Here is a 12,680-nt window from a genome sequence, read left to right as displayed (position 1 = left end):
AGGCAAATGACAGTGTCGAGCGTTCAGGTCTGCGCCGAGTTTCCTTTTCTTCATGCTTCGATGCCAGCAGCAAGTGACTGTACCGCTGATCTTTCACGCAAGTGTCATGGTGCTTCATCGGGCCTGGTGCAGGTTAAACGTACGCCGGGGCTGGTATCTGCCACTATCGACCTTTGCAGCTCCTTTCCGAGGAACACCGCTATGGACGACGTACAACAACTGGGCGAGATGCTTCGTCATTACGCCGAGAGCGAAGCGCACAAGAAGCAACTGTTCGAGACGCAATCGGCTGCTTGGGCTACACGGATTACTGCGCTGTTCAGCGAAATTCAGCAATGGCTGGAGCCGGTGCAGGCGCCGAATCTACTGGAGGTGAGTCGCGAGGCCTATGTCGCGTTCGGGCCGAGTAACCCGGTAGAGACGTCCACTTTCAAGACGGAGAAGCTGAGCATTGTGATTGCCGGCAAACCGGTGGAGTTCGTGCCGGATGTAATGGGCAGCGCGGGTCAGATCTCGCTCGCGGTGATGGGGCTGACGGCGGCGCGGTATGGCAGCATTTCGCTGGTCGGATTGCCGGACGGCACGTGGCAATGGCGCAAGACCAATGGTTTGAAGGATCCGGATACGTTTGCCTTCGACGCCAATTTCCTTGCCCAGCAGTTGCAGAGTCTGATTCCTCGCGATCGCGGTTAAGATCAAGAGCTACCCCCTCACCCCAGCCCTCTCCCCCAGGGGGGCGAGGGGGAAAGGGAGCCGATCTTCATTGGTTTTGAGATTGCATTCACCTTGGATATTTCAGGTCGGTGTAACCCGAATAATCAGCTCGGTCAGTTCCCGCGCCCTCTGGGGGGAAAGGGGGCAGACCGAGTGCTGTTCAGAACCTGAGTTCAACTTGATATTTCAGGTCGGCGTAACCCGAACAAACAACGCGGTCAGTTCCCTCTCCCTCTGGGAGAGGGCTAGGGTGAGGGCAGCCCACCTGACACCCTCACATATCGAGATTGACCCACCCCGGTTTAGCCACCTCCGGCGCCACCGCTTTCACGGTTTTTCCGGTAGCCAGCTCAACCCGCCGAGCCACCTCCGGATCATCGGCAAACGGCACCATGCTCGCCTCATCCAGACTGTCCGCTGTCTCCCGCCGCAAGCAGTACTCCACCGCCAGCCACAGAAACACCACGCCCAACGCATCAAAGAAAATCTCCATCACGAGCGGCTCCCTGCCTCAGGCGATCTGCGCTTCACTGCGCGCCAGTGTAACGTCGGCAACCCGCACCGTGCGCCACACGTTGTAAGCCATCAGCAACATCCCGGTGAGGAAGAACACCCCACCGGCGAAACGCACGATGAACCCCGGATGACTGGCCTGCAGCGCCTCGACGAACGAATAGGTCAGCGTGCCGTCCTCGTTGATCGCCCGCCACATCAAGCCCTGAGTGATGCCGTTGACCCACATCGAGGCGATGTACAACACCGTGCCGATGGTCGCCAGCCAGAAGTGCAGGTTGATCAGCGGCGTGCTGTACATCTGCTCGCGGCCAAACACTTTCGGCACCATGTGATAGGTCGCGCCGAAGGTGATCATCGCCACCCAGCCCAAGGCGCCGGCGTGCACGTGGCCGATGGTCCAGTCGGTGTAGTGGGAGAGGGCGTTGACGGTTTTGATCGCCATCATTGGCCCCTCAAATGTCGACATGCCGTAGAACGCCAGCGACAGCACGAGAAAGCGCAGGATCGGGTCGGTGCGCAACTTATGCCAGGCGCCGGACAAGGTCATCATGCCGTTGATCATCCCGCCCCAGCTCGGCGCGAGCAGGATCAGCGACATGGCCATGCCCAGCGACTGCGCCCAGTCCGGCAGCGCTGTGTAGTGCAGATGGTGCGGGCCGGCCCAGATGTACAGGGTGATCAGCGCCCAGAAATGCACGATCGACAAACGATACGAATACACCGGCCGATTGACCTGTTTCGGCACAAAGTAATACATCATCCCGAGGAACCCGGTGGTCAGGAAGAAGCCCACCGCGTTGTGCCCGTACCACCACTGCACCATGGCGTCGGTGGCGCCGGAGTACACCGGATAGGACTTGAACCAGTCCACCGGAATCGACAGGTGATTGACCACATGGAGCATGGCGATCACCAGGATGAACGCGCCGAAAAACCAGTTACCGACGTAGATGTGTTTGGTCTTGCGCTGTACCACGGTGGTGAAGAAAACGATGGCGTAGGCGACCCAGACCACGGCCATCCACACCGCGCCGGAGAATTCGATCTCGGCGTATTCCTTGGTGGTGGTGTAGCCCATTGGCAGGGTGATCAGCATGATCACAATCACCGATTGCCAGCCCCAGAAAGTGAACGCGGCAAGGGTGTCCGAATACAGCCGCACCTGGCAGGTACGTTGCACTGCGTAGTAACTGGCGGCAAATTGCGCGCTGCCGGCGAAACCGAAAATCACCAGGCTGGTGTGCAGCGGTCTTAGACGGCCGAAGGTGGTCCACGGCAGATCCAGATTCATCTCTGGCCACACCAGTTGCGAGGCGATCAAAACCCCCATCGCCATGCCCACCACGCCCCAGAAAATTGTGGCAATGACGAATTGGCGGACGACCTTGTAGTTATAAGCCTGTCCGATTGTTGCTGTGCTCATGGTCAGTTCATCCACGGTTGCAAAGTCTTGCCAGGCCACCCGGTCTGGCATGAGCTGCACTGTAGAAACCCCGCCAGAAACAAAACAGGCTCAGGAATCTTTGATTTGTGCGGATCAGATTGAAGGGCTTACTGCGGCGTTCTGCCGCGCCCTGATATGGTTTTTATGACTTCAGGTGAATCTGTAACGCGCTGCGCTGCTTCGTCATAGTGCTCTGAAGAAAACTGTGGGAGCGAGCCTGCTCGCGAATGCGGTGTGTCAGCCAACAATGCAGTTGCCTGACACACCGCATTCGCGAGCAGGCTCGCTCCCACAGGAATAACTGATGAGGTGGCAGTGGCATGTATCAATACGATGATTACGACCGGGCGCTGGTGTTCGAGCGTGTTGCGCAGTTTCGCGATCAGGTCGAGCGCTTCATGGCCGGGGAATTGAGTGAAGAGGAGTTCCTGCCGCTGCGCCTGCAAAACGGCCTGTACCTGCAGAAGCACGCCTACATGCTGCGCGTGGCGATTCCCTACGGCACGTTGAGCGCCGAGCAGATGCGCACGCTGGCCAGCATCGCCAGCGATTACGATCGTGGTTACGGTCACTTCACCACGCGGCAGAACATGCAGTTCAACTGGATCGAACTCGCCGAGGTGCCGGACATTCTCGAGCGTCTGGCGCAGGTCAACATGCATGCGATCCAGACGTCCGGCAACTGCGTGCGCAACATCACCACCGAGGCCTTCGCCGGGGTCGCGGCTGACGAATTGATCGACCCGCGCCCGCTGGCCGAGATCCTGCGGCAGTGGTCGACGATCAACCCGGAATTCCTGTTTCTGCCGCGCAAATTCAAGATCGCCATCTGCTCGGCCAAACAGGATCGCGCCGCAATCATGATGCACGACATCGGTCTGTACCTTTACCCCGGTCGCGACGGGCAGATGCTCCTGCGAGTGATCGTCGGCGGTGGCCTGGGTCGCACACCGATTCTCGGTTTGCAGATCCGCGAAGGCTTGCCGTGGCAGCATTTGCTGTCCTACGTCGAAGCTGTGCTGCGGGTGTACAACCGCCACGGCCGGCGCGACAACAAGTACAAGGCGCGGATCAAGATTCTGGTCAAGGCGCTGGGCATCGAGGCGTTCGCCAAGGAAGTCGAAGAGGAATGGCAACACCTCAAGGACGGCCCGGCGCAACTGACCGAGGCCGAATACCAACGGGTCGCCAGCGCCTTCGTGCCGCCGGTTTATCACACCTTGGCCGACACCGATCTGGACTTCGGCACGCGCCTGGCCGAAAGCCCGGCGTTCGCTCGTTGGGTCGCGCGCAATGTGCAGCCGCACAAAGTGCCGGGTTACACCAGCGTGGTGCTGTCGACCAAACCGGGCATGGCCTCGCCGCCGGGGGATGTCACCGGCGTGCAGATGCTCGCAGTCGCTGACTGGTCGCAGCGTTTCGGTTTCGGCGAGATTCGTATTGCCCACGAGCAGAACATCGTCCTGCCCGATGTACCGAAAACCGATCTCTATGCGCTTTGGCAACTGGCGTGCAAACACGATCTGGGCAGCGCCAACGTCGGCCTGCTGACCGACATTATTGCCTGCCCCGGCGGCGATTTCTGTGCCTTGGCCAACGCCAAATCGATCCCGATTGCCCAGGCGATTCAAGCACGCTTCGACAACCTCGATTACCTGCACGATTTGGGCGATATCAGCTTGAACATCTCCGGCTGCATGAACGCCTGCGGCCATCACCACATCGGCAATATCGGCATCCTCGGCGTCGATAAGAACGGCAGCGAGTGGTATCAGATCACCCTCGGCGGCGCGCAAGGCAAAAACAGCGCATTGGGCAAAGTCATCGGCCCGTCGTTCAGCGCCGCTGAAGTGCCGCAGGTGATCGAGCGGATCATTGGCACCTTTGTGCGCTATCGCGAGCACGAGGAATTGTTTGTCGACACCGTGGCAAGGATTGGCCTGGAGCCGTTCAAGGAGCGGGTCTATCCGAAAACGCTGGAGGCCGCGGTATGAACAATCTGTTGCGGCTGGAGCAGGGCGTGGCGCGAATAGTCACGGATGACCCATGGACGCTGGTGCGTGAGCCATCGACGCCAAGGCCGGCAGGTTTGCTGATGTTGCCGCTGGCACACTGGCTGGAGTCGCCGTCGACTCACGCGGTGTGGCTCGGCCCGGACGATGAAGTCGAAAGCCTGGTGCCGTGGCTGGGTTCGTTGCCGCTGATCGCGCTGGACTTTCCGAGTTTTCGCGATGGCCGTGCTTACAGCCAGGCGTATCTGCTGCGCAGTCGTTTCGGCTGGGCAGGGGAGTTGCGCGCGATTGGCGACGTGTTGCGTGATCAGCTCAGCCATATGCGCCAGTGTGGTTTTGACAGTTTTGCGGTGCGTCAGGACAAATCGGCTGAGGATGCGCTGAAAGGATTGGTTGGCATGAGCGTGTTGTATGGGCGCTCAGTCATCGAACCGCGTCCGCTCTTTCGTCGGCGTTGACGGTTAAAAAAGATCGCAGCCTTCGGCAGCTCCTACATGAGGTCACTGTAGGAGCTGCCGAAGGCTGCGATCTTTTGATCTTGCTTCTGCCACCGGGGAAACCCCTACAACCCTCACTCGTTGGGCATTTTCCCTTGGGTCGATGCTGGCCTTTTGGTAGAGTCGCCGTCGCCAGCGGGTTTTCGGCTGGACGATGGAACCGAAGAAGGGAGTCTGATCAGTGAGTCCGGGCAAAAAAATCCTCGGCCTCACAGCGTTGCTTTTGATGGTGACGCTGTGGGCCAGTTACTTTTACGTATTCAAGGAAAACCGCAGCGGCCAGCTCGGCGGCGTCGGCGAAAGCACCGCGTGGTGCGGCACGCCACCGTCCACGGAAGCGGCGTTGCTGGGCAAGGACCAACTGACCTTGCGCGTCACCAACAACCTGCGCGGCGAGTTCATGCTCAGTGGCTCCCTGGTGGTTTCGGAACGCACCTTCAACCGTTACGACCTCAGCCGCAACGAACTGCGTCTGCGTCTGGAACCGTTGCAGTGGTCCTATGGTGTCACGCCGATCTTCCTTGAACAGGTCAAGGTGCAGCCGCTGAGCCGCAACCTGTCGGCCACCAACAAGAGCGCCTACGCCGAACTCGAACCGCGCCCGATCGGCGTACAGGGTCAGGTCACCGAATTCCCTTTCGACACTTATCGCTACGGCTACAAACCGGTGCTTTATTACCTCAAGGGCAGCGAACGCATCGACCTGCGCTTCAAGAACATCACCACGCTGATGGAGATGTCCAATACCTTCACACCGATTCAGAAATACAACCGCGTAGACTACATCAACGAGAACAACTCGATGATCCGCGACGACGATTACAAGGCTTACGGCCCGCATGAGTGTGCGTTCAGCGTCGAGCGCAAAGGTTCGTTCAAGGTTGTCGTGTTGTTGCTGCTGTTGGTGTTGTGCCTGCCGTTGCTGCTGGTGTTCTACCGTAACGAGCCGGGGATCGACTTCCTTGCCACGCTGTTGGGCGCGGCGATCGTGCGGGTGTTGCTGATCGGGCCGGTACAGGATTTTCAGCTGTACAACATTGATTTCCTGTTGGGCGCGGCGATTTTGTTGGTGGGCACGGTGTCGTTGATCAAGGCGATGCACATCAATAGCCGGCGGGAGATGGCTTTGCGCAGTGGTGAGACTTCGTCCTGGTAATGGCGTGAACCCTGAAAAGCCCCTCACCCTAACCCTCTCCCAGAGGGAGAGGGGACTGACCGAGGTGTCTGTCGTCCTGCACCGACGTGAAAGACCGAGTCGATTATGGATTCAAAGCGAATCGGTCACGTCGGTGCATCTCTTGAATCTCCCCCAATCGGTCCCCTTTCCCAGAGGGAGAGGGGACTGACCGAGTTGTCTGGCGAGCGATACCGACGTGACAGACCGAGTCGATTATGGATTCAAAGCGAATCGGTCACGTCGGTGTATCTCTTGAATATCCCCCAATCGGTCCCCTCTACCTCTGGGAGAGGGTTAGGGTGAGGGAAGCCAATCTCCAGCCAATCACTTAAGCGCCGGATCCCCCATATTCATCCTCTTCCACCCCTGCAACAGCACCTGCGCCTTCGGCTCTTGCCCGCTGTCGAGATACCACTGAATCAGCGACAACCGTGCGTTGCGGTTCGCCGGTTGTACCTTGAGCAAACCTTCCAGCACCGCGCACGCCTCATCGACCTTGCCGCTTTCATGCAGCGCCACCGCCAGCACATAACCGTACTGCGCGTTCTGCGGCTCCAGTTGCGCAGCTTTTTTCAGCGGTGACATGGCTTCGGTGGTCTTGCCGGCGCGGATCAGCGACAAGCCACGGGTGTGCTGCAACAGTGCGGCGTCCGGATGCTGCTTGAGGCTGTCATCCAACAGCGTCTGCGCCTCCTGGCCACGGCCATTGGCCTCCAGCCATTGCACCAGCGTCACCAACGCCGGATAGAAATCCGGGTCGCGCTTGAGTGCCGAGCGCAGCAGACCTTCGACTTGCGAACCACGGCCATTGGCCTGATACAGCATCGCCAGATTCAGATTGGCCTCGGCACGTTCCAGCAGGCTTTTCTGCACTGCTTCGTACTCGGCAATCGCAGCCTCCCAATTGGCTTGCGCCGCGCCAAGACCATTGTTGCGCGCAACACTCAACAGATCCCGCGCAGCCACAATGCGCACGGCTTTCACTGGATCACCCAGTAGCGGCGACAACAATGGCGCACGCTCCGGTGGCGGCAGGAATGCACTGATCGCTCGCGCAGCGCTTTCACGTACTTGCGGCGCCGGATTCTTCAAGTCCTGGGTGGCCAGTTTCAGTGCCTGTTCGCTCGGGTACAGCGGCAATTCAGCGAGCAACGTCGCCCGTTGAATCGCTGGCAAATTGCTGCGCTGCAACTGCTCATATAGCGCATCCGCGGCGCCCGGCTGGCCGTTGCGGATCAACCACAGGCTTTCGTCATAACGCGGTGCCAGCGGCGCGGTAGAGGCGCTCCATAACTTGAACTGCGCGGTGACCTTGTCGCCAGCCTTGCCTTGATGGCAGGTCAGGCAGGCGTCCGGGGTGCCGAGCTTCTGCGCCCGTTCCGGGTTGGGAATGCTGAAGCTGTGGTCATGCCTGAAGTCATTGCCCATGTAGAACTTGCCGGGCATGTGACAATCGACGCACTGCGAACCGGGCTGGCCCATGGTGTGGCGCGTATGCTCGATGGAATCGTAGTTCTTCGCTTGCAGGCCTTTGCCGTCGACACCTTCGATTGAAGTCTTGCCAGCGGTGTTATGGCATTGCAGGCACACCGCGTTGCCCGGTGCCTTCAGCTCGTTGCTGTGCGGGTTGTGGCAGTTGCTGCAACGCACACCCTTGTCGAACATTTTGCTTTGCAGGAACGAGCCATGTTCGAACACCTCATCCTTGATCTTGCCGTCCAGCGCATACAGTTCGCGGGTGAGGGTGCTCGGCAGGTAGTCGTCCATCAGCCGCTTGCCGACGGTGTAGCCATCGCCCAACGGCGCTCGACGTGCATGGCAGCGGGCGCAGGTTTCGATCTCGACGGTGGCGTTCTTGTCCTTGAGGTCGACGTCAAACCCCTGATGAATCAGGTCGGTTTTTTTCTGCGTCCACTCCAGGTGATTCGAGGCCGGGCCGTGGCAAGCCTGGCAACCGACACCGAGGCTGTTCCACTGACTGTTGAAGGTGTTGCTGGCCGCATCAAAATTGCGCTTGAAGCCGGTGGTGTGGCACTCGACGCACATGAAGTTGGCATTCTGGCTCGGCTTGCTCCAATGCAGCGGATTCTTGAAGTTGACGCCTTGGCCGGCATAGAGATGAAACCAGCGATGTTTCTCGGTATCCCAGGCCACGCCGAGCGCCTGCAAACGACCTTCGCCGACTTCGATCAGGTATTGCTGCAGCGGCGCGATGCCGAAGGTGTAGGCGACTTTGAAGTCGGCGTTCTTGCCGTCGATGCCGGGCGTATTGACCCAGAATTCATCGCCCTTGCGCGAGAAACGCGTGGTCTCGTTTTCGCCTTTGAAGGTGACGTTGTTGAAGTCGCCGAGCATCGTCTCAGCGTTCGCCGGCTGCATCGCCAATTGGTGATGTGAACCTTGCCAGTCCTTGACCTGTTCGCTGTGGCAGCCCTGGCATTGTTGTTCATCGACCATCGTCGCCGGTTTGCTCGCCACAACTGGTTGTGGCTTGGCAGCCGGGGCGACGGGGGCGCTGATCGGCGCGGGTTTCAACGGCGCCGGAGCAGGGCTGAACAGAAACCAGCCGATGCCCGCGACGGCGGCGAGCAGTACAGCGATGGTGATCGGGAACAGGTATTTTGAAATGGAAGGTTGCGTCGAATCAGGGTCAGGTTGTGCTGTTTTATTTTTATGCTTGGGCATTGCGACTTCCGTAGTCCAGGTGCATTTGCCGTCTGGCGTGCGTTCAAGCTCGATGCAGCTTTGCCGGATCATCGGCGTCTGTCAAATGACCCTTGTGATCCGTCGCGCAGGTTTGTGTGAATTTTGTGCTTTGCAATCGCAATTACTGAGGTTTTAGCTATACCTGTAACTCCCCCAGGCAAAGTTTTCGGCCTTCTGACAGGAGTTACAGCATGAAGCTAGCAGTGATGATGGGCACTCTGTGTTTTGCCACTCTCGCAGTGGTGGGTTGTTCCAGCAAAACCGTCGACCCGAAAGAGTACTCCGGCTTCCTCAAAGACTACAGCCAGCTCAAGGAGGCCAAATCGCCGTCCGGTGCCGAGGTCATGCGCTGGATCGATCCGAAGGTCGACATCAAGAAATTCACCAGTGTGTATATCGAGCCGACCCAGCTGTACCCGAAACCGCAACCGACCGCGAAGATCTCCCAGCAGACCCTCAATGGCATCACTTCCTACTACGATCAGGCGCTCAAGCGTGAGATCGGCAAAGACCTGCCGTTGGCCACCGGCCCAGGCCCGGGCGTGATTGTGGTGCGTGCGGCGATCACCGCCGTGAGCAGCAAGACTGAAGGCCTGCACGCCTATGAGGTGATTCCGATTGCTCTGGTCGCCGCTGCGGTCAGCACCGCCAGCGGTATTCGCGATCAGGAAACTACCCTGGCCACCGAAGCGGTGTTCCTCGATGGTGCGAATAACAAGGTCGTCGCGCAAGTGGTGCGCAAAGGCACCGGCAAACCGTTGGAAAATGACTCGCAGGCGATGACGGCGAATGACGTCAAACCGGTGATCGATGGCTGGGCTTCGGACATGCGTCAGTCGTATCTTAAGCTTAAGGCTGCCAAATAAGTGTGCCCGGCCGGATTGTCCGCGAGGACGGTCCGGCCGGTGCAACTCCTCAGAAGTTGGCGCGTGCCCGGCGGTTGTAGTGGCTGAGCAGGGCGTCGTAACCACGGGTGACGGCGTAGTAGTCGTCGCTCAAACGTTGCGGTTCGGCGTGTTCCTGCCAGTCTTTGTGCAGGGTGTTCAGCGCGTCGAGATAGTGCTGCGCGGGCTCGCTGATGTATTCCCACAGTTCCTTTGCGTCATCATCCTTGGTGCGGAATCCGCGCTCGCCGGTGCGAATGAAAGGCTCGCGGCGAGACCATGCCTGTTGCAGGCTGGCGGTGGTGTCCGCCACGGTTTGCGGTGTCAGCGTTTGGTGCTTCATCCCGTCTTCCAACTGCTCCAGCGTATTTCGGGCCTGAATCATGTAGGCCAGCAGCGACCAGTGGATCTCCTTGCCCATGCGCGCATCCAGCCGTTTCAGTTGTTCGCTGCGCTGGGCCATATCCAGCGCAAGAAGGTCTTTTCTCAAGGCCGCCGACGTTTGGAGGTAGTCAGCGATGGCGCTCAGGTACCGCTCCCGGTAGCCCCCTGACGGATTCGGGAACACGGAAACGAAGCTGGCACTTCTATCGAATCGTGAGGGCATCGATACTGTTGCCACGCCCTGCAGCGCTTTCGCATAGTCACGGGCGCGGTGCGAGAGTCCCGGCTGATAGCCCAGAAGATCGAGCTTCAGGTTCATGTTGGAAAGACAGACATCCTTCTGGATGTCCTGCACGATGCGCGCATCGCTGTCTTCAAAGTCTCGTGGCTCGGGTACCCAATTGGCGGCGGAATAATCCTTTGGCGGTTCCGGGTGTTTGTATTGCTCGTAGGCCACCTGCCAATGCACGTCGACTCGGTTGATGCAGGTGATGATCGGGCTTAGTGCGTTGGCCTGAGCAGTGACGGGCGCGTCGCGATTGTCCAGCCACAGGTCGAGTTGCAGGAACGGCGTGGTTGCCCCCGACAACCCCATCACCAGCAGTGCGATCAGTAGACCACTGACAAACATCATTCTCGAACTCATGGTTTTGCCTCCGCGCCATACCATTGCTCACGGGTAGCGGGTGCACCGCAGCCAGTCGCCGTGGCGGGCAGACGACTGCACAAACGCTCGGCCCAGGGTTGCAGTCCCTGATTGCGGGTCACCGTGTCTTTGCTGGCGATCACATTGAGCACGCCGAGTAAGATCACCAGGGCGACAACGCCGAGTACCGCCAGGCAAATCTTCAGCAGTGGATTGCGTTGCTCCCAGGACACGTGCGGTTCGATCTGACGCCGCCGGACCAGGCCGACCACCGCCAGCGTCGTTGCATAGACCACCCCGCCGACAGGACCGAATAGCCAAGTGAGTCCGGCGACCATCAGCGCACAGGGAATCAGGTCGCGAAGTACCCCGAATGGCGCCACGATCCCCGGACACAGCCGCTCGCTTAGCCAGTCATCCAGCAGCCAATAACGGTGCGCCAGATCGTGGGCCAGCCAATTGAGGCCGGCGGCAATTACGCCAAACACCACGATCGACACCATGAAAATATTGAACAAACCGGTGACGCGCAGCCCCAGCGGGATGAAATGGCTAAACGCACCGATCAGACAGGCCAGCACCACGCCAACGTAGGTCGGCCATTCGCCGCGTTTCAGCTCCCAGTCGCGCCAGAAGAACGCGGTGCCACCGGGCAACTCTGCGCAGACCTTCTGATGATTGGCGTACAGCGCCGAACTCAAATGTCGGCAATGCTCCCAATCTTTCTCACGCAGGCGCCGGGCCAGTGCACGCCGCTGGCTGAACGGGGCGCTGCCGAGCAACAGGCGGGCGGCGCGGTGTTCGGCGGTGGCGGGCGGCTCTTCGGCGAGTTGACGTTGCTGCGCGATAAACAGCGGTGCCTCGTAGCGAGCGGTCAGCCGCTTCCATTCATCTTTCGGGCAAAGGTTGGCCGGGCCGGAGTGCCAGCCCTGGCCAACGCACACCTGTTCGAAAATAGCGGAGGACCAGTATTCGCTGTCCAGCAGCAATCGACTCAGGTACAGGTTGAACCACTGCCGATGCACTTCAGCGTCGAGCCAGAGGTATTGCGCGGACTGTGCGTAGGCCTGCAAAAAGGCTTCGCCGTCTTCGCGTTCGAGGGCATCACGCAGCGGTCGAGTCATGCGATCACGCTGCTGATCGAGCAACAGTTCGATCGACTCTTCATCCAGTTCCAGCCGTTGCCAGGCACTGAACCAGTGATAGGTCTGCACCGCCCAATCGACCATCGGCGCCGACGTGTCAGGATGCTCGATGCAATGCTGCAGCAAGGTTTCTTCGAGAATATGCGCACAACCCTGCTCAACGGCGAGGGCATGGCGCTGTTGCAATTGCGCAAGGCTGGTGCCGTGCAGCGAGCGCGTCGCCTGTTGCAAGGCATCGACTTCGACCACGGTCAGGCCGGTCAAATCCCAGCTGTCGTCCGGCGCTTCGTTGTCTTCGTGGACCTGCGCCCATTCCTTGTAATTCAGGGCTTGCTCATAGGCGTCACGCAGGCGCTGGAAGCCCTCAGCGTCTTCGTCCGGGCGGGTCTGTTTGAGCAGGGCGGCGTATTGGCGTTTGATACTGCGCGTATCGGCGTCGGCGGTAAGGCCAAGCACGGTCCAGCAACTCATTGCGTGTGCAACTCCATGAAAACCTTCGACGCGACCCAGTGATGGCACTTTGATTTTGCGCACCCTACCTGTTTCGCGTCGAAA

At 59.4% G+C, this 12,680-nt stretch carries 10 protein-coding genes; 5 read left to right on the top strand and 5 right to left on the bottom strand.

The window, feature by feature from the left end:
* The first annotated feature begins 201 nt into the window (after window positions 1-201).
* Window positions 202-693 carry a hypothetical protein gene (locus tag ACZZ0A_RS12085; RefSeq protein ID WP_007915498.1) on the top strand — a complete coding sequence of 164 codons (492 nt, stop codon included), beginning with the start codon at window positions 202-204 and terminating at the stop codon, window positions 691-693.
* 295 nt (window positions 694-988) lie between these two features.
* Here the strand turns inward: ACZZ0A_RS12085 and ACZZ0A_RS12080 are convergent, their stop codons facing one another.
* Window positions 989-1,207 carry a hypothetical protein gene (locus ACZZ0A_RS12080; RefSeq protein ID WP_007918995.1) on the bottom strand — a complete coding sequence of 73 codons (219 nt, stop codon included), beginning with the start codon at window positions 1,205-1,207 and terminating at the stop codon, window positions 989-991.
* Window positions 1,208-1,225: 18 nt separating this feature from the next.
* A complete protein-coding gene (ccoN, locus tag ACZZ0A_RS12075; RefSeq protein WP_463543151.1) occupies window positions 1,226-2,653 on the bottom strand; it encodes a cytochrome-c oxidase, cbb3-type subunit I in 1,428 nt (475 codons plus the stop codon).
* 341 nt (window positions 2,654-2,994) lie between these two features.
* On the opposite strand from ccoN, the gene ACZZ0A_RS12070 reads away from it, so the two are divergent.
* From ACZZ0A_RS12070 to ACZZ0A_RS12060, 3 genes are all read left to right on the top strand, one after another.
* Window positions 2,995-4,668 (top strand): nitrite/sulfite reductase, encoded by a 1,674-nt coding sequence (locus ACZZ0A_RS12070; protein ID WP_007919004.1) that lies wholly within the window; start codon window positions 2,995-2,997, stop codon window positions 4,666-4,668.
* Window positions 4,665-5,144, top strand: coding sequence for a DUF934 domain-containing protein (locus ACZZ0A_RS12065; protein ID WP_463543150.1), 480 nt, complete (start codon window positions 4,665-4,667; stop codon window positions 5,142-5,144). Before ACZZ0A_RS12070 ends, ACZZ0A_RS12065 begins: the two co-directional genes overlap by 4 nt.
* Window positions 5,145-5,364: 220 nt before the next feature.
* Window positions 5,365-6,339: a hypothetical protein gene (locus ACZZ0A_RS12060; RefSeq protein ID WP_123375399.1), complete on the top strand. Its 975-nt coding sequence runs from the start codon at window positions 5,365-5,367 to the stop codon at window positions 6,337-6,339.
* 345 nt (window positions 6,340-6,684) lie between these two features.
* On the opposite strand, the gene ACZZ0A_RS12055 is transcribed toward ACZZ0A_RS12060, so the two are convergent.
* Window positions 6,685-9,045 (bottom strand): tetratricopeptide repeat protein, encoded by a 2,361-nt coding sequence (locus ACZZ0A_RS12055; RefSeq protein WP_463543149.1) that lies wholly within the window; start codon window positions 9,043-9,045, stop codon window positions 6,685-6,687.
* 212 nt (window positions 9,046-9,257) lie between these two features.
* Here ACZZ0A_RS12055 and ACZZ0A_RS12050 point away from each other — a divergent pair, with 212 nt between their 5' ends.
* A complete protein-coding gene (locus ACZZ0A_RS12050; protein ID WP_038368954.1) occupies window positions 9,258-9,932 on the top strand; it encodes a DUF3313 domain-containing protein in 675 nt (224 codons plus the stop codon).
* Between the two features lie 49 nt (window positions 9,933-9,981).
* Here ACZZ0A_RS12050 and ACZZ0A_RS12045 read toward each other — a convergent pair whose 3' ends face one another.
* Both ACZZ0A_RS12045 and ACZZ0A_RS12040 read right to left on the bottom strand, forming a co-directional pair.
* Entirely contained in the window at window positions 9,982-10,980 is a 999-nt protein-coding gene (locus ACZZ0A_RS12045; protein ID WP_463543148.1) for a DUF3829 domain-containing protein, read from the bottom strand.
* Entirely contained in the window at window positions 10,977-12,596 is a 1,620-nt protein-coding gene (locus tag ACZZ0A_RS12040) for a J domain-containing protein (RefSeq protein ID WP_463543147.1), read from the bottom strand. The genes ACZZ0A_RS12045 and ACZZ0A_RS12040 overlap by 4 nt, the downstream gene beginning before the upstream one ends.
* Window positions 12,597-12,680: the final 84 nt, after the last annotated feature.

The sequence above is a fragment of the Pseudomonas sp. AC242 genome (assembly GCF_979258655.1).
The sequence above is the reverse complement of the archived record's forward strand: the minus strand, read 5'-3'. Positions and strand labels throughout refer to the sequence as shown.

Excerpts from the sequence above, each read along its gene's own strand:
- ACZZ0A_RS12055 (WP_463543149.1), bottom strand. The coding sequence starts at position 9,045 with ATGCCCAAGCATAAAAATAAAACAGCACAACCTGACCCTGATTCGACG.
- ACZZ0A_RS12070 (WP_007919004.1), top strand. The coding sequence starts at position 2,995 with ATGTATCAATACGATGATTACGACCGGGCGCTGGTGTTCGAGCGTGTT.
- ACZZ0A_RS12080 (WP_007918995.1), bottom strand. The coding sequence starts at position 1,207 with ATGGAGATTTTCTTTGATGCGTTGGGCGTGGTGTTTCTGTGGCTGGCG.
- ACZZ0A_RS12085 (WP_007915498.1), top strand. The coding sequence starts at position 202 with ATGGACGACGTACAACAACTGGGCGAGATGCTTCGTCATTACGCCGAG.
- ccoN (WP_463543151.1), bottom strand. The coding sequence starts at position 2,653 with ATGAGCACAGCAACAATCGGACAGGCTTATAACTACAAGGTCGTCCGC.
- ACZZ0A_RS12065 (WP_463543150.1), top strand. The coding sequence starts at position 4,665 with ATGAACAATCTGTTGCGGCTGGAGCAGGGCGTGGCGCGAATAGTCACG.
- ACZZ0A_RS12040 (WP_463543147.1), bottom strand. The coding sequence starts at position 12,596 with ATGAGTTGCTGGACCGTGCTTGGCCTTACCGCCGACGCCGATACGCGC.
- ACZZ0A_RS12050 (WP_038368954.1), top strand. The coding sequence starts at position 9,258 with ATGAAGCTAGCAGTGATGATGGGCACTCTGTGTTTTGCCACTCTCGCA.
- ACZZ0A_RS12045 (WP_463543148.1), bottom strand. The coding sequence starts at position 10,980 with ATGAGTTCGAGAATGATGTTTGTCAGTGGTCTACTGATCGCACTGCTG.